Annotated in this window: 14 protein-coding genes, 1 tRNA gene and 1 pseudogene; 8 read left to right on the top strand and 8 right to left on the bottom strand. The window is 72.7% G+C overall.

The window, feature by feature from the left end; genetic code table 11:
* The first annotated feature begins 12 nt into the window (after window positions 1-12).
* The 4 genes from G5V58_RS18670 to G5V58_RS18685 are packed head-to-tail and all read left to right on the top strand — an operon-like array spanning window position 13 to window position 4,584.
* Complete coding sequence (locus G5V58_RS18670) at window positions 13-1,524, top strand: flavin monoamine oxidase family protein (RefSeq protein WP_165236128.1); 1,512 nt, start codon at window positions 13-15, stop codon at window positions 1,522-1,524.
* A 31-nt stretch (window positions 1,525-1,555) separates the two neighbouring features.
* Window positions 1,556-2,269 carry a uracil-DNA glycosylase gene (locus G5V58_RS18675; protein ID WP_165236131.1) on the top strand — a complete coding sequence of 238 codons (714 nt, stop codon included), beginning with the start codon at window positions 1,556-1,558 and terminating at the stop codon, window positions 2,267-2,269.
* Window positions 2,270-2,290: 21 nt separating this feature from the next.
* Window positions 2,291-3,064 carry a dioxygenase family protein gene (locus G5V58_RS18680; RefSeq protein ID WP_165236134.1) on the top strand — a complete coding sequence of 258 codons (774 nt, stop codon included), beginning with the start codon at window positions 2,291-2,293 and terminating at the stop codon, window positions 3,062-3,064.
* A 50-nt stretch (window positions 3,065-3,114) separates the two neighbouring features.
* Window positions 3,115-4,584, top strand: coding sequence for a PAS domain-containing sensor histidine kinase (locus tag G5V58_RS18685; RefSeq protein ID WP_165236137.1), 1,470 nt, complete (start codon window positions 3,115-3,117; stop codon window positions 4,582-4,584).
* 2 nt (window positions 4,585-4,586) lie between these two features.
* Here G5V58_RS18685 and G5V58_RS18690 read toward each other — a convergent pair whose 3' ends face one another.
* Complete coding sequence (locus G5V58_RS18690; protein WP_165236140.1) at window positions 4,587-6,146, bottom strand: succinic semialdehyde dehydrogenase; 1,560 nt, start codon at window positions 6,144-6,146, stop codon at window positions 4,587-4,589.
* A gap of 1 nt (window position 6,147) precedes the next feature.
* Window positions 6,148-7,788, bottom strand: a complete 1,641-nt coding sequence (locus G5V58_RS18695) for a GMC family oxidoreductase (protein WP_165236143.1) — start codon at window positions 7,786-7,788, stop codon at window positions 6,148-6,150.
* A 62-nt stretch (window positions 7,789-7,850) separates the two neighbouring features.
* Here G5V58_RS18695 and pdxY point away from each other — a divergent pair, with 62 nt between their 5' ends.
* Together pdxY and G5V58_RS18705 are read left to right on the top strand one after the other, a co-directional pair.
* Complete coding sequence (pdxY, locus tag G5V58_RS18700) at window positions 7,851-8,702, top strand: pyridoxal kinase PdxY (protein ID WP_165236146.1); 852 nt, start codon at window positions 7,851-7,853, stop codon at window positions 8,700-8,702.
* Window positions 8,702-9,298, top strand: a complete 597-nt coding sequence (locus tag G5V58_RS18705; RefSeq protein ID WP_165236149.1) for a trimeric intracellular cation channel family protein — start codon at window positions 8,702-8,704, stop codon at window positions 9,296-9,298. The genes pdxY and G5V58_RS18705 overlap by 1 nt, the downstream gene beginning before the upstream one ends.
* Here the strand turns inward: G5V58_RS18705 and G5V58_RS18710 are convergent.
* The 6 genes and pseudogenes from G5V58_RS18710 to G5V58_RS18735 form a co-directional block, all read right to left on the bottom strand.
* Window positions 9,295-9,900, bottom strand: a complete 606-nt coding sequence (locus G5V58_RS18710) for a hypothetical protein (RefSeq protein WP_165236152.1) — start codon at window positions 9,898-9,900, stop codon at window positions 9,295-9,297. The two genes, G5V58_RS18705 and G5V58_RS18710, sit on opposite strands and share 4 nt — an antisense overlap.
* Before the next feature lie 57 nt (window positions 9,901-9,957).
* Window positions 9,958-10,686, bottom strand: a complete 729-nt coding sequence (locus G5V58_RS18715) for a DUF2510 domain-containing protein (protein WP_230486740.1) — start codon at window positions 10,684-10,686, stop codon at window positions 9,958-9,960.
* A gap of 16 nt (window positions 10,687-10,702) precedes the next feature.
* Window positions 10,703-12,816 (bottom strand): annotated as a pseudogene (gene malQ, locus G5V58_RS18720) (4-alpha-glucanotransferase).
* 23 nt (window positions 12,817-12,839) lie between these two features.
* Window positions 12,840-12,912: transfer RNA gene (locus G5V58_RS18725), tRNA-Thr, on the bottom strand.
* 34 nt (window positions 12,913-12,946) lie between these two features.
* Window positions 12,947-13,657 (bottom strand): SDR family NAD(P)-dependent oxidoreductase, encoded by a 711-nt coding sequence (locus G5V58_RS18730; protein WP_165236158.1) that lies wholly within the window; start codon window positions 13,655-13,657, stop codon window positions 12,947-12,949.
* Window positions 13,654-14,094 (bottom strand): nuclear transport factor 2 family protein, encoded by a 441-nt coding sequence (locus G5V58_RS18735; protein WP_165236161.1) that lies wholly within the window; start codon window positions 14,092-14,094, stop codon window positions 13,654-13,656. The genes G5V58_RS18730 and G5V58_RS18735 overlap by 4 nt, the downstream gene beginning before the upstream one ends.
* A gap of 56 nt (window positions 14,095-14,150) precedes the next feature.
* Between G5V58_RS18735 and soxR the strand changes: the two genes are divergently transcribed.
* The gene (soxR, locus tag G5V58_RS18740; protein WP_165236164.1) at window positions 14,151-14,591 is read left to right on the top strand and encodes a redox-sensitive transcriptional activator SoxR; all 441 of its coding nucleotides are present in this window, start codon (window positions 14,151-14,153) and stop codon (window positions 14,589-14,591) included.
* A 17-nt stretch (window positions 14,592-14,608) separates the two neighbouring features.
* Entirely contained in the window at window positions 14,609-15,838 is a 1,230-nt protein-coding gene (locus G5V58_RS18745) for a DUF4032 domain-containing protein (RefSeq protein WP_165236167.1), read from the top strand.

The raw sequence follows: 15,838 nt of genomic DNA on the forward strand, positions 1-15,838 counted from the left end.
GTTGCGCCCTGCATGACGACGGAGCTCTCCCGCCGGGCGCTGCTGGGCAGCGCGACGACCGGTGCCGCGCTGCTCGGCGCCGGCGCCCTCACCGCGGACTCGGAAGCGGCCGTGCTGGCCGGGACGCGGCAGGGTCGGCTGCCGGAGCAGGTCGACGTCGTCGTGGTCGGGGCGGGCCTCGCCGGCCTGGTCGCGGCCCGGGAGATCGCGACGAAGGGCCACGACGTGCTTGTGGTCGAGGCCCGCAAGCGGGTCGGCGGTCGGGTGCTCAACCACTCCCTGGCCGGGAAGCAGCCGGGCGCCCAGGTCATCGAGTCCGGAGGGGCGTTCATCGGCCCCACCCAGAACCACATCGCGGCCCTGGCCCAGGAGCTCGGCGTGCCGACGTTCGCGGAGTACGACACCGGCAGCAGCGTCTACCTCTCCGCGACCACCGGCCGCCAGGAGTACACCGGCACCGTGCCGCCGGACCCGACGATCCTGGCCGACGCGGCGGTCCTGCTGCAGCGCATCGACGGCTACGCCGCCGAGATCGACGTCGCCGCACCGTGGGCCCACCCGAGGGCGCGGGAGTGGGACTCGATCACGCTCGGGCAGTGGATCCGGACCAACGCGCTCAACGGGCCCGGCGTCGAGAACCTCATCGCCTGTTGGACCCAGCCCGGCTTCGGCGCCGACCCGAGCGAGCTCTCCCTCCTCTTCACCCTCTGGTACGTCGCGTGCTCGGGTGACGAGCAGACCCCCGGCACGTTCTCGCGCAACTCCGACACCGCGAACGGCGCCCAGGAGCGCCGCTTCGTCGGGGGCTCGCAGCTGGTCCCGCTCAAGCTGGCCAGGCAGCTCGGCGACGTGGTCGCGCTGCGCGCCCAGGTGCAGCGGATCGTCCAGCGTGACGGCCGGGTCCACGTCAAGACCAGCCGCGGGCGCGTGCGCGCCAGGCGCGTCGTCGTCGCCGCCCCGCCCCCCACCGTCCTGGACATCGGCTTCCACCCGGTCCTGCCTCGCCGGCGCCGCGCGCTCCTGGAGTCGCTGCGGATGGGCCAGCTGATGAAGTGCGACGCGATCTACCCGACGCCGTTCTGGCGCGCGGCCGGGCTCAACGGCTTCGGCATCAGCGACCACGGCGCGGCCCGCGCGGTCTTCGACAACACCCCGCCCTCGGGCGGCCCCGGGGTCCTGCTCGCCTTCGTCGGCGGCTCGACGTGGCGGACCTTCGGGACCGTGTCGGCCGACCAGCGGCGCACGGCCGTGCTGCAGGGCTTCGCGGAGATGTTCGGGCCGCAGGCGCTCTCGCCGATCGACTTCGTCGAGCACGACTGGACCCAGGAGCAGTGGACCCGCGGCGGCCCGACCGCCATCCACGCGCCCGGCGCCCTGGTCCAGCACGGCCGGGCCGTCCGCACGCCGCACGGCCGCGTGCACTGGGCCGGGACCGAGACCGCGACGTACTGGTCGGGCTACATGGACGGTGCGGTCAGCTCCGGCCAGCGGGCCGCCGCCGAGGTGCTGGCCACGCTGCGCTGAGCCGGGCAGGACGCAGTAGGTTCTCGGCTTGATGAGCGCACTCGCCCGGCTGGTCGACCGAGGACTCGTGGCCCCCGACTGGGCCGAGGCGCTGGCACCGGTCGACGACCGGATCGCGGCGATGGGGGCGTTCCTGCGCGCCGAGCGGGCGGCCGGTCGCGACTACCTGCCGGCCGGCAAGCACGTCTTCCGGGCCTTCCGGCGCCCGCTGGCCGACGTCCGCGTGCTGATCGTGGGCCAGGACCCCTACCCGACGCCGGGGCACCCGATCGGGCTGAGCTTCGCGGTGGAGGAGAGCGTCTGGCCGCTGCCGCGCAGCCTGGTCAACATCTACCTCGAGCTGCGCGAGGACCTCGGGATCGTGCCGCCGCGCCACGGTGACCTCAGCCCGTGGGCCGACCAGGGCGTGATGCTGCTCAACCGTGCGCTGACCGTGCGGCCGGGCGACTCGGCCTCGCACCGCGGGAAGGGCTGGGAGGAGGTCACCGAGCAGGCGATCACCGCGCTGGCCGCGCGTGGCGGCCCCTGCGCCGCGATCCTGTGGGGCAGCCACGCCCAGTCGCTCAAGCCGCTGCTCGGCCCGATCCCGTGGGTGGCCTCGGCGCACCCCTCGCCCCTGAGCGCCCGGCGCGGGTTCTTCGGCTCGCGGCCGTTCTCGCGGGTCGACCGGCTGCTCGAGGAGCAGGGGGCGACGCCCGTGGACTGGTCGCTGCCCGAGACCGACATCAGCCTGGCAAGAAGTTGAATTCTGAACTAGACTTGTGACATGAACGACCGGATGCCCGCGCTCTACATCGGTCACGGCGCCCCGCCCCTGCTCGACGACCCGACCTGGTCCGGGCAGCTGGCCGCGTGGGCGCAGGACCTGCCCCGGCCGAAGGCCGTGCTCATCGTCAGCGCGCACTGGGAGTCGGCGCCGGTCATGCTCAGCGCCGACGGTGCGCCGCTGGTCTACGACTTCGGCGGCTTCGACGAGAAGTACTACCGGATGACCTACGCGACCCCGCCGGCCACCGCGCTGGCCCAGCGGGTGGCCGCGATGATGCCGGCCAGCGAGCCGGTCCACCAGCACGCCAGCCGCGGCCTCGACCACGGCGCGTGGGTGCCGCTGCGGATCATGTACCCCGACGCCGACGTCCCGGTGCTCCAGCTGTCGCTGCCGACCCACGACCCGGTGCGCCTGCTCGAGCTCGGCGCCCGCCTGCGGCCGCTGCGCGACGAGGGCGTGCTCATCATCGGCTCGGGCTTCCTGACCCACGGCCTGCCGTTCCTGGAGTCGTGGCGCCTCGACGCCCCGGCGCCGGGCTGGTCGAGCGACTTCGACGCCTGGGCCGGCGAGGCGCTGGCCCGCGGCGACGTGGACGAGCTCGCGGCGTACCGGTCCAGGGCGCCGGGCATGCCGTACGCCCACCCGACCGTCGAGCACTACACGCCGCTGTTCGTCACGCTCGGTGCCGCCACCGACCCCGAGGAGCCCGGACTCCAGGTCATCGACGGCTTCTGGATGGGGTTGTCGAAGCGCAGCCTGCAGGTCGCCTGACCTCGGCGTTTCGCGGTCAGGGTCACGATCGTGGCCCTATCGTGACCTGTGTGACCGACGACAACGGGGGCGGCACAGGGGTGCCGACACGACCCCGGACCGTCGACGCGGCTCGGCTCATCGACCAGGTCTTCGACTACGCGATCATCGCGCTCGACAGCAGCGGGACCATCGAGTCCTGGAACAGCGGCGCCCGCCTCCTCAAGGGCTACACCGCGCAGGAGGCCATCGGCCGCAGCTTCGCGATGTTCTACCCCGAGGACGACCGCCGGGCCGGCCTCCCGCTGCAGCTGCTCGACGAGGCGCGCCAGAAGGGCAGCGTGCAGGCCCGCGGCTGGCGGATCCGCAAGGACGGCACCCGCTTCTGGGCCGACGTGGTCATCACCGCCGTGCACGACGACGAGGGTCGCCTGACCGGCTTCGCCAAGGTCACCCGCGACCTGACCGCCGAGCACACCCTCGAGCAGTCGCTGCGGCGCAGCGAGGAGCGGTTCCGGCTGCTGGTCAGCCAGGTCAAGGACTACGCGATCATCGCGCTCGACGCGAGCGGCACCATCGAGTCCTGGAACGCCGGCGCGGAGCGGCTCAAGGGCTACACCGCGGCCGAGGCGATCGGGCGCAGCTTCGCGATGTTCTACACCGAGGAGGACCGGCAGGCCGGCCTCCCGCTCCAGCTGCTCGACCAGGCCCGCGAGCAGGGTCGCGTCGAGGTGCTCGGCTGGCGGGTCCGCAAGGACGGCACCCGCTTCTGGTGCGACGTGGTCATCACCGCGCTGCACGACGACCACGGCCGGCTCAGCGGCTTCGCCAAGGTGACCCGCGACCTCACCGAGCGCAAGCAGCTCGAGGAGGCCCAGGCGACGTTCCTCGGCACCATCGCCCACGACTTCCGCACGCCCATCACCGCGATGAAGGGCTTCACCGAGCTGGTCCGCGACGCCCCCGAGGAGCTGCGCGAGGACTTCCTGCACCGCATCGACGCGAACGCCGACCGGCTCATGCAGATGATGAAGGACCTGGTGAGCTACGCCAGCGCCAAGGCCATCAGCACCACCAGCCGGCCCGAGCTCTTCGACCTCGCCGAGCTGGCCCGCGACACCGTCGAGAGCATGGGCACCGAGGAGGAGCTGGCCCGCGTCGTGCTGCCGCAGGACGCCGTGTCGGTGAACACCGACCGCGCCTCGCTCGAGCGCGTGGTGACCAACCTGGTGGGCAACGCACTGAAGTACTCCACCTCCGGGCCGGTCGTCGTCGGCGTCAGCCGCACCGAGGACCGCGTCCGCCTCACCGTCTCCGACGAGGGCCGCGGGATCGCCCAGCACGACCTGGACACGATCTTCGAGGAGTTCGAGCGCGGCTCGCTGGCCACCGAGGACGGCGGCACCGGCCTCGGGCTGACCAGCGTGCGGAGCCTGATCGAGGAGCAGAACGGCCACGTCTCGATCCAGAGCGTGGTCGGCCAGGGCACCATCGTCACCGTCGAGCTGCCCGCGCCGGTGCGCGGGCTGGTCTCGGCCTAGGCCTAGCGGATCCGGGTCCGCCGCATCATCTTGAGCCCGCCGAGCATGCCCTTGACGTACTGGTCGTAGTCCTGGCCCGGCCGGGCGCCCATGACCTGCTTCTTGAGCACGGCGAGGTTCTGGGTGTCGGTGTACTTCAGCATCCCCTGGTCGCCGTGGCGGGCGCCGACGCCGGACTGCTTGACCCCACCCGAGGGCGTGCCCTTGGAGGCGAAGGCGGTGGCGAGGATGTCGTTGACGTTGACGTTGCCGGACTCGATCCGGCGCCCCACGGCGCAGGCCTGATCGAGGTCACCGCCCCAGACCGACGCGTTGAGGCCGTAGTCGGTGTCGTTGGCCAGGGCGACCGCCTCGTCGACGGTGTCGTAGGCGTGCAGGGCGACGACCGGGCCGAAGGTCTCGGTGACCCCGGCGAGCATGTCCTGGGTGACGCCCTCCAGCACCGTCGGCTCGAAGAACGCCGGACCGAGGTCGGGGCGGACCCGGCCGCCGGTGAGCACGCGGGCCCCCTTGGCCACCGCGTCCTCGACGTGCGCGCGCACCCGGTCCCGGTGGTCGGGGCTGACCAGCGAGCCCACGTCCGGGCCGAAGTCGTACGACGCGCCGAGGGTGAGCGCCTCGGTGGCGGCCACGATGCGGCGCCGGTAGTCGGCGTACTGCGAGCGCGGGAGGTAGACCCGCTCGATGTGCATGCAGATCTGGCCGGTGTTGCCGAACGCGCCGAACATCAGGCCCTGCACGACCTCGTCCGGATCCGCGTCCTCGAGCACGATCATCGGGTTCTTGCCGCCGAGCTCCAGGCAGCAGCCGATGAGGTTGCGACCGGCGCGCTCGCCGATGGTGCGGCCGGTCGCGGTGGAGCCGGTGAACATCACGTAGTTGGCGTGGTCGATGAGCGCCGGGCCGACGTCCGGGCCCTCGCCGCACACCACCTGGAACAGGCCCCGGGGCAGACCGGCCTCCTCCAGCAGCTGCACGCCGTAGAGCGGGGAGAGGGCGGTCTTGTTGTCCGGCTTGAGCACGATGCCGTTGCCGGCCATCAGCGCGGAGATGGAGTCGGAGATGCCGGTCGCGAACGGGAAGTTCCAGGGCGCGATGATGCCGACGATCCCCTTGGGCTGGCGGATCTCGGTCGAGCTGGACACCAGCGGGATCGGGCCGCCGCGCCGGACCGGCTTGAGCAGGTGTGGCGCGCGCTTGAGGTAGTGCGACATCACCATGACGGGGTCGCAGGTCTCCTCGATGGCCATCCGCCGGTTCTTGCCGGACTCGGCCTGGATGAGGTCGGTCGTGGTCTGCGCGTGGTCGAGGAACAGCGTGTGCGCGCGCTTGAAGACCGCGAGGCGGTCCTTGAGCGGCGTGGCCGCCCAGTCGCGCTGGACCTCCCGGGCCCGGGCGTACGCCGCCGCGACGTCCTCCGGCGCCGACTGCGGCAGCTCGACGAGCAGGTCGCCGGTGTAGACCTCGGTGAGCTTCCAGCTGCCACCGCTGGTCGACGGCACCCGCTGGACGAGCCGCTCGAGGAAGGCGTCGCTCAGCGAGGCCGGGCGCTGCAGGGCCATGTCAGCTCCTCCCCAGGACCAGGTCCGCGCCGCGCTCGCCGATCATGATGGCCGGCGCGTTGGTGTTGCCGCCGGTGATGGACGGCATGATCGAGGCGTCGCACACGCGCAGTCCCTCGACCCCCCTGACCCGGAGGTCGGGGGTGACCACGGCGAGCTCGTCGACGCCCATCCGGCAGGTGCCGACGCCGTGGTACACCGACGTCGCGCGGTTGAGGATCGCATCGCGCAGCGGCTGCCCGGTGAGCTCGCGGCCGGGGTGGATCTCCTCCTTGACCGCGCCACCGAAGGCCCCGCCGCGCATGATCTCGCGGACCATCTCCGAGCCCTCGGCCAGCACCGTCAGGTCGTCGGGGTCCTCGAGGTAGTGGAAGTCGATGAGCGGCGCACTGGTCGGGTCGGCGTCCTTCAGGCGCAGCGTGCCGCGGCTGCGGGGGTAGATCAGCGTGCTCAGGACCGTGAGCGAGGTGCGCGGGTCCACGTCGTGGCGGATCGGCTCGTCCTGGTTGGGGCTGACGTAGGACCACGGCAGCAGGTGCAGCTGCAGGTCCGGCACGTCGCCCGCGAGCGACGTGCGCAGGAAGGCCACGGCCTCGAAGACCGAGTTGGCCAGGAACGACTTCCCCGGCCGCGCCACCTCCTTGGCCACCCCGCGCGCGAAGAAGAAGGCGTTGCCGCGCATCCGCGAGGTCGTGGTGTGGAAGGTCAGCGCGTGGAACAGGTGATCGTGCAGGTTGTCGCCCACCGGCAGGTCCGCGACCACCTCGATGCCGTGGTCCTTGAGGTGCTGCGCAGGCCCGATGCCGCTGAGCATGAGCAGCTGCGCGGAGCCGACGAACCCGGCGCTGAGGATGACCTCCCTGCCGGCCCGGATCGTCCGGCGCCCGCCGTTCCCCTTCTTGCTGATGTCCTCGACCTCGATGCCGACCGCCCGGCCGTGCTCGAGGACGATGCGGCGGGTGAGCGTCTCGCTCTGGAGCTCGAGACCGCCGGGCTTGAGGTGGTGTATGTATCCCCGGCTCGCGGAGTAGCGCAGGCCCTGCGCAGCGTTCTGCTGCATCCGGCTGACGCCCTCCTGCGACTCGGCGTTGTAGTCGTCGAGGATCTTGGCGCCGAGCTGGTCCGAGGCCGCCTGGATGAACTGGAGCGAGCCCTCCTGCGGCGTGTGGTTGCGGGTGATCCGGATGGGGCCGCCGGCGCCGCGGTAGTCGTTGGCGCCGTCCTCGAAGTCCTCCATCCGCCGGTACGCCGCGTTGACGGTCTCGGCGTCCCAGCCGGTGTTGCCCTCGGCGGCCCAGGCGTCGTAGTTGGCGCGGTTGCCGCGCACGTAGACCATGCCGTTGATCGAGCTCGACCCGCCCACGACCTTGCCCCGCGGGACCGGCATCCTCCGGTCGAGCAGGTGCTTCTGCGGCACCGAGTAGTAGCCCCAGTCCACCCGCGCCTTGATCTCCGGCACCGCGTGCATCGGCCCGATCATCCCGGGCTTCTTGACCAGGAACTGCTCGTCGCTCTTGCCCGCCTCGACGACGATCACGCTCGCCCCGGACTGGGCCAGCCGGCCCGCGATCGCGGCTCCGGACGAGCCCGAGCCCACTACGACGTAGTCGGCCTCGCTGGAGTAGGCAGGGGTCTTCGCCATGCGCAGAACTGTAACGCGTTCTAGTTTCGCCGGGTAGCCCGTCGGGCCGCGATGATGGGCGGGTGCAGATCCTGTCCATCCAGTCCTCGGTGGCCTACGGCCACGTCGGCAACTCCGCGGCGGTCTTCCCGCTCCAGCGGCTGGGCCACGAGGTCTGGCCGGTCAACACGGTGCACTTCTCCAACCACACCGGGTACGGCGCGTGGCGCGGTCCGCTGCTCGCTCCGGACGACGTGCGCGAGGTGATCGCCGGGATCGCCGAGCGCGGTGTGCTGGGCGAGTGCGACGCGGTGCTGTCGGGCTACCAGGGCGACCCGGCGGTGGGCGCGGTCATCCTCGACGCGGTCGCGCAGGTCAAGGCGGCCAACCCCGAGGCGGTCTACTGCTGCGATCCGGTGATGGGCGACGTGGGCCGCGGGATGTTCGTCGCGCCGGGCATCCCGGAGTACATGCGCGACACCGTCGTCCCCCGCGCCGACGTGCTCACGCCCAACCACTTCGAGCTGGACTTCCTGGCCGGCCGGACCACGACGACGCTCGACGAGCTGCTCGTGGCGGTGGACGAGGTCCGTGACCGGGGGCCGCGCGACGTGCTGGTCACGTCGGTGATCCACGCCGGCGTGGGCGACCGGTCCCTGGACGTCGTGGCCGTCTCCGACGCCGGCGCGTGGGTCGTCACCACGCCCCTGCTGCCGATCAGCCCCAACGGCTGCGGCGACATGACCGCGGCGCTCTACCTGGCCCACCTGCGCACCACCGGCTCCCCCGCCACCGCGCTCGAGCGGACCACCGCGTCGGTCTTCGCGGTGCTCCGGGCGACGATCGAGGCCGGCACGCGCGAGATCCAGCTCGTCGCGGCCCAGGACGCGATCGCGGACCCGCCGCGGACCTTCGAGGCGCGACAGCTGCGCTGATGCTCGACCTGGCCGGCACCTTCGTCTTCGCGGTCACCGGCGCACTGGTGGCGGTGCGCGGGCGGCTCGACCTCTTCGGCACCCTCGTGCTCGCCAGCGCGACCGGGCTGGGCGGCGGGGTCATCCGCGACATGCTCCTGGGCGACGTGCCGCCCACCGGGCTCACCGCCTGGCGCTTCCTGCTGGCCTGCGCGCTGGCCGGCGTGGTCGCCTTCCTGTGGCACCCGGCGTTCTCGCGGTGGGAGGGCGTGCTGCTCGGGCTGGACGCCGCCGGGCTCGCGCTGTTCTGCGTCAACGGGGCGCTGGTCGCGCGCGAGGCCGGGCTCGACGTGGTCCCGGCCGCGCTGCTCGGCATGATCACCGGCATCGGCGGCGGCATCGTCCGCGACGTGCTGGCCAACCGGGTGCCGGTGGTGCTCGAGGGCGGGTGGTACGCCGTGCCCGCGCTCACCGGCGCGGCCTGGACGTCGTTCGCCGACCGCGAGGGCTGGGCGACCCCGCTGGTCGTCGCGCCGGCGCTGCTCGTCGTCTTCGGTTGGCGGGTGCTCGCCGTGCGCCGGGGTTGGACGCCACTGCCCGCGCGCGGGGTGGACTAGCCGAAGGTGACGACGCGCAGGCCGAGGTTGTTCACCGTCACGTCGGCACCCACGTTGCAGGCCCGCACCGTCGCGCTGCCGTTGGCCACGCGGACCGCGCCGAGCACGACGTCGCCCGGGTCGACGTTCCCCGTCAGGCCGACCAGCCCGGCTTGGCCGGCACTCGCGCCGGGCACGCTCAGGGTGAGCGTGGTGCAGGCGCCGGCGACCAGCGAGTAGGACGCCGCGGTGTTGACGTCGGCCCCGGCCAGGTCGTCGAGGTTGAGCGAGTTGTTGGCCACCTTGGCGCTGTTCACCGCGTTGTTGTTGAGCTCGGGGTTGCCGACCGACCCGGGCGCCAGGTCCGCCTGTCCGACGCTGTTGTTGGCGATCTTCGCGCCGGTCACCGCGTTGTCCTGCAGCTGCCCGCCCCCGACCGCACCGGCCGCGAGGTCGGGTGACCGGACGGCGCCGTTCTTGATCTTCTTGCTGGTCACCGCGTCGCGCTTGAGCTGGTGCTTGCCGACGGAGTGGTGGGGCAGACCGGCGGCGTACGCCGTGCCGCCCAGGGCGAGCACGAGCGCGAGGGTGGCGGCGACGTCGGCGTAGCGGGGACGGTTCACGGGGTCCTCCAGACAGTGGGTTCGTCTGGAGGACGGAGCCGAGGGCTCAGGGGTTGGTCAGAAGGCGTCCTTGATCGTGATCTCGTCGTAGGCGGCCGGCAGGTCGTCGGCGCTGCTGCAGTCGACGGTGGCGCTCACGCCGTCGGGGATCTTGTCGATCCCGTCGGCGGTACACGTCGCCGTGGCCACGATCTCGTTGCCGTTGAGCAGGGTGATGGTGGCGAACAGCCGGTCGGCCTTGCCCCGGTGGTTGGTGACCTTGAGGTCCTCGATCTCCAGCAGGCCGCCGAGCGGGTCGTCGACGATGTCCCAGCCCGCGGCGTACTCGAAGCCGTGCACCTCGAAGGCCTGGCCCTCGGTGATGGTGAGCGGGTTGTTGGGGCCGCCGAGAGTGTCGTCGTTCACCGCGTCGTTGACCGACTTGCCGACCACCGCGACGACCGCGACGCAGCCGCCGACGATGAGCAGGAAGAGCAGCCCGAAGGCGATGAGCAGGTTGCGCGCGACGTGGCTCTTCTGCGGGGTGCCGAACTGCGGCTGGCCGTAAGCCGGCTGCCCGTAGGCCGGCTGCCCGTACGCCGGCTGGCCGTAGGCCGGCTGGGCGTAGGGCTGGGTCGGCTCGGAGCCCAGCGGCCGGAAGTTGTCGCTCCAGGCCGAGCCGTTCCACCACCGCTCCTGGCCACCCTGGGGGTACCAGCCGGCCGGCGGGTTCGGGGTCTGCGTCACCTTCGCCTCCTGACGACTCCTGCTGAGCGCTCCTGCGCGTTCCGACGCGCAGCGTGGCACACCGGCTCCGTGCCCGTCAGTCGTCTGCGCGGACTGCGCGCACCGCGTCGGCCAGGGCCGCGGCGCGACGGCTGGCGAAGACCTCCTCCAGCGGCACCGGTACGCCGTCCGGGCCGGCCAGCGGGACCCGCCAGTTGGGGTACTCGTCGGTCGTCCCGGGCTGGTTCTGGGTGCGCCGGTCGCCGACGGCGTCGGTGAGCGCGACGCAGAGCAGCCGGGCCGGGGTGAGCGCGAGGTAGCGGTGCAGGGCCCGCACCACGTCGCCGGTGGTCGGCTCCTGCGGCAGCAGCCCGCGGCGGCCGACCTCGTCGAGCCACTCCCGGACCTGGGCGTGCGCCTGGGCGAGCTCCTCGTCGAGATCGCCCTCGAGGATGCCGAGCTGGTGCTGGAGCCGGACCTGGTCGCCGGCCAGGTAGCCCGCGGTCGGGGGAAGTCGTGTGTGGTCACCGAGGCCAGGCTCCACTCGCGCCACTGCTCGGCGGGCAGCGGTCGGCCCTCGTCGTCGCGCTCGAACCACAGCACCGACGTGCCGAGGATCCCGCGCTCGGCCAGGAACGACCGCGTCTGCGGCGGCACCACCCCGAGGTCCTCGCCGACCACGACCGCGCCGGCGCGGTGGGCCTCGAGGGCCAGCACGCCGACGAGCGCCTCGTGGTCGTAGCGGACGTAGGTGCCGTCCTTGGGCGAGGCACCCGGGATCCACCACAGCCGGAACAGCCCCAGCACGTGGTCCACCCGGACCCCGCCGGCGTGGCGCAGCACCGTGCGGATCAGGTCGCGGAACGGCGCGTAGCCCCGCTCGGCCAGCCGGTCCGGGCGCCACGGCGGCTGGCTCCAGTCCTGGCCCAGCTGGTTGTAGGGGTCCGGCGGGGCGCCGACCTTGACGCCGGGGGCGTAGACGTCGGGCAGCCGCCACGCGTCCGCGCCGCCCGGGTGCACGCCGACGGCCAGGTCGTGCACGATCCCGAGGCCCATGCCGGCGTTGGTGGCCCGGCCCTGGGCCTGCTGGAGCTGCTCGTCGAGCAGCCACTGGAGCCAGACCTCGAAGTCGACGCGGTCGCGGTGCTGCTCGGCGTACGCCGCGACGGCGGGGCCGTCCGCGCGGCGGTACTCCTCCGGCCACGTGCGGCTGTCGGTGCCGTGGTCCTCGGCCAGGACGTTCCACGTGGCCACGTCGACGAGCGCCTGGCCCTCGCGGCGACGGAAGGCCTCGAGGTCGAGCTCGCGCCCGGCACTGCGCGGGGCGGCGTGCACGATCCGCAGGGCCGCTCGCTTGGCCGTCCAGCTGGCGTTGCGGTCGACCGGGTCCTGCGGCCCCAGCCAGGGACGCAGCTGGGTGGCGAGCTGGTCGACCGCGGCCCGCTCCAGCGGCGGCAGCGCGGCGTACTCCGGGATGCGCTCGACGCGCAGGTAGAGCGGGTTGAAGAAGCGGCGCGAGCTCGGGAGGTACGGCGACGGCTCGAGCGGCGGCAGCGGCTCGGCGGCGTGCAGCGGGTTGACCAGCACGTAGTCGGCACCCAGCTCGCTCGCGCTCCACACGGCCAGGTCGGTGAGGTCGGTGAGGTCGCCCAGGCCCCAGCTGCCGGCCGAGCGCACGCTGTAGAGCTGGGTCGCGAAGCCCCACTGCTTCCTCGGGCTGCCCTCCGGCAGGCCGAGCCACGCCGGCGTCACCACCAGGTGCGCGCTGGCCTCAGTGTCGCCGCTTCGCGCCCGGAGCGTGTGGTAGCCGAGCGGCAGGTCCGCGCCCAGCGCGAACGTCGCCTCCCCGATCCGGCTCCCCCGCACCTCCCGCGGCTCCACCCAGTGGTCGACCTGGTCGGCCCGCTCGACCCCGCCCGTCTCCAGCTCGACCCACACCTCGACCGGGTCGCCGTCGCTCACGTGCACCGGCACCCACCGCGCCGTGCCCTGCGTCATCACCACCGTCGGCGGCAGCATCCGCAGCCACGGCGCCTCGTCCCGCTCCCGCCGCGCCCGCTCCGGGTCGCCCGCGTCCACGTCCATCGCGCCCAGCACGGCGGTGATGGTCTCCGCCGTCACCTCGACCTGGTGGCCGCGCCAGTCGACGTACTCGGTCATCACGCCGTAGGCCTGCGCGAGGCTGACCAGCGCCGGGCTCGGGGACGTCACCCGGCGCAGTCTGTCAGGGAGGGAGCCGGTGACAGGAGTCGAACCCGCGACATCCTCTTTACAAGAGAGGCGCTCTACCAACTGAGCTACACCGGCACGGTGCGCCCGACATCCTAGGTGTCGCGTGCTCCTAGCTCATGCCGCCGTCGAAGGCCAGCACCGTGCCGGTGATCATCCGCGCCTCGGCCGAGGCGAGGTAGACGATGGCCGACCCGATCTCGGCCGGGGCGATGGCGGGGCCGGGCAGCATCATCATCAGCCGGTCGGCGACGCGCGGGTCGAGGTCGGAGGGGAAGATCGTGGCCACGTGGTCGACCAGCGGCGTGGCGACGGTGCCGGGGCAGACCGCGTTGACCCGGATGCCCTCGGGCGAGAGCTCGAGGGCCAGCGCGCGGGTGAGCTGGGTGAGGCCGCCCTTGGCCGCGGAGTACGCCGCGGAGTAGGCCTGCGGCACGTTGCCGGCCACCGAGCTCACGTTGACGACGGTGCCGCGGACCGCGCGGATGAGCGGCATCGCGGCCTGGATCAGGAAGAACGGGCCCTTGAGGTCGACGGCGTGCACGCGGTCCCACTCGGCCTCGCTGATGCCCTCGAAGCGGCCGAACTGCACGATGCCGGCCACGTTGGCCAGCACGTCGATGCCGTCCACGCCGAAGCCGGCCACGGCGGCGCCGATGGACTCCGTGCGGCCGAGGTCGCACTCGACGTACCGCACGCCCTCGGGGACCGAGGCGCTGAGGTCGAGCCCGATGACGGTGTCGCCGAGGTCGCGGAACAGCTCGGCGGTGGCGAACCCGATGCCCGAGGCGGCTCCGGTGACGACGACGGTGCGGGCGCTCATGCCAGGACTCCCGGGGCGAGGTGGTGGGACAGGTCGCCGGTCCGGCCGACGCCGAAGCGGCGCTCGACGAAGTGCCAGCCGGCGTCGTCGCGCGCGAAGGTGTCGCGGTAGGACCCCGTGACGACCGGCTGGAGCGGGAGGGCGGGCAGGGCCTGGAGCACGACGTACGACGAGCGCGCGGTGATCCGCTCGCCCGCCACCGCCAGCTCGGTGCCCGCCACGACGTGCTGGGTGCCGGGGGTGCCGTCCTCGTGACGCAGCGTCGTGGCGGCGTACAGCCGGGCGACCTCGTCGGCGCCGCGGGCGACCGGCGTGCCGTCCTCGGTGCACAGCACGGCACGGGCCATGAGCGCGCCGACGCCGTCGAAGTCGCCGGCGTCGACCAGCCGGCAGTAGGCGCCGAGCAGCGACCGGATCTCGTCGCCCGCGGTCAGCACCGACGCAGACTAGAACGCGTTCTAGTTGGTCGGCAACCTCGAGTAAACTTGAGGTCGTGCTCACCATCGGACAGCTCGCCGAGCGCTCGGGCGTGGCGACGTCGGCCATCCGCTTCTACGAGGAGCGCGGGCTGATCAGCTCGGAGCGGACCACCGGCAACCAGCGGCGCTACCTCAAGTCCACGCTGCGCCGGGTGGCCTTCGTGCGCACGGCCCAGCGGATCGGGCTCACGCTGGAGGAGATCGGTGAGGCGCTGGCCACGCTGCCGGACTCCCGGACGCCGACCAAGTCGGACTGGCACCGGCTGAGCAAGGCGTGGCGACCGCGGCTGGACGAGCAGATCCGGCGCATCGAGCTGCTGCGCGACCGGCTCGACGGCTGCATCGGCTGCGGCTGCCTCTCGCTGAAGTCCTGCGCACTCACCAACCCGCACGACGACCTGGCCGAGCGCGGCCCGGGCGCCGTCCTCCTCGACCCGCGGAGGTTGCCCTGGTGAGGGACTAGCGTGGCGCCATGGCCCTGCGCATCGTGGCGAGCCGGCCGGACCCGGCCATCGTCACGCTGCCCTGGTCGGTGCCGCTGGAGGAGTGGGGCGAGCCCTGGGTCCTGCCGCTCCCCCGCGGCCTGTCGCGCCACGTGGTGCGCATCGTGCGCCTGCACGACCGGGTCTACGCGGTCAAGGAGACGGTCGAGGAGATCGCGTTCCGGGAGTACCGCCTGCTGCGCGACCTGCAGCGGCTCGGCCTGCCCGCGGTCGTGCCGCAGGGCGTGGTCACCGGCCGGGTCGACGCCGACGGCGAGGAGCTGCCCAGCGCCCTGCTGACCGAGCACCTGCGCTTCTCGCTGCCCTACCGCTCGCTGTTCAGCCACGGTCTGTCCCACGACAGCCTGCCCTCCCTGGTCGACGCCCTGGTCGTGCTGCTGGTCCGGCTGCACCTGGCCGACTTCTTCTGGGGCGACGTGTCGCTGTCCAACGTGCTGTTCCGGCGCAGCGCGGGCGGCTTCGCGGCATACCTCGTCGACGCGGAGACCGGGGAGCTGCGACCGACGCTGTCGCGGCAGATGCGGGAGTACGACGTCACCATCGCCACCGAGAACGTCTTCGCCGAGCTGCTCGACCTGCAGGCCAGCGAGTCGCTCAGCCAGCACGTCCAGGCCCACGACCTGGTGGTCATGCTCGAGCAGCGCTACGCCGCGCTGTGGGACGAGCTGACCGGCGAGGAGGAGTTCAGCTCGGACGAGATGTGGCGCATCGAGCGGCGCATCGAGAAGCTCAACGACCTCGGCTTCGACGTCGACGAGCTCGACATCATCACCGACTTCGACGGCGACCAGGTCCGCATCCAGCCCAAGGTGGTCGAGGCCGGCCACCACCAGCGCGAGCTCCAGGGACTGACCGGGCTGCACGTCGAGGACGCCCAGGCCCGGCGCCTGCTCAACGACATCGCGTCGTACACCGCGCACTACAACCTGGGCCGCGAGGACCGGCACCTGGTGGCCAGCCGGTGGCTGGACCAGGTCTACGAGCCGGTCATCGCGATGATCCCCGGCGACGCGACCGGCAAGCTCGAGCCCGCGGAGGTCTTCCACGAGGTGCTCCAGCACCGCTGGTTCCTGGCCGAGCAGGCCGGGCACGACATCGACACCTTCGACGCCGCCGCCGACTACATCGACACCGTGCTGCGCACGAAGCCCGACGAGGCCATCACCTCGGCGCCCGCCACGGTGACGCCGGACGCCTGA

The sequence above is a fragment of the Nocardioides anomalus genome, assembly GCF_011046535.1.
Lineage (GTDB): Bacteria > Actinomycetota > Actinomycetes > Propionibacteriales > Nocardioidaceae > Nocardioides > Nocardioides anomalus.

What these genes read in the sequence shown, in the direction of transcription:
- G5V58_RS18705 (WP_165236149.1), top strand. Translation starts at nt 8,702, where the DNA reads ATGCTCGACCTGGCCGGCACCTTCGTCTTCGCGGTCACCGGCGCACTG.
- G5V58_RS18680 (WP_165236134.1), top strand. Translation starts at nt 2,291, where the DNA reads ATGAACGACCGGATGCCCGCGCTCTACATCGGTCACGGCGCCCCGCCC.
- G5V58_RS18730 (WP_165236158.1), bottom strand. Translation starts at nt 13,657, where the DNA reads ATGAGCGCCCGCACCGTCGTCGTCACCGGAGCCGCCTCGGGCATCGGG.
- G5V58_RS18695 (WP_165236143.1), bottom strand. Translation starts at nt 7,788, where the DNA reads ATGGCGAAGACCCCTGCCTACTCCAGCGAGGCCGACTACGTCGTAGTG.
- G5V58_RS18670 (WP_165236128.1), top strand. Translation starts at nt 13, where the DNA reads ATGACGACGGAGCTCTCCCGCCGGGCGCTGCTGGGCAGCGCGACGACC.
- G5V58_RS18690 (WP_165236140.1), bottom strand. Translation starts at nt 6,146, where the DNA reads ATGGCCCTGCAGCGCCCGGCCTCGCTGAGCGACGCCTTCCTCGAGCGG.
- G5V58_RS18675 (WP_165236131.1), top strand. Translation starts at nt 1,556, where the DNA reads ATGAGCGCACTCGCCCGGCTGGTCGACCGAGGACTCGTGGCCCCCGAC.
- G5V58_RS18745 (WP_165236167.1), top strand. Translation starts at nt 14,609, where the DNA reads ATGGCCCTGCGCATCGTGGCGAGCCGGCCGGACCCGGCCATCGTCACG.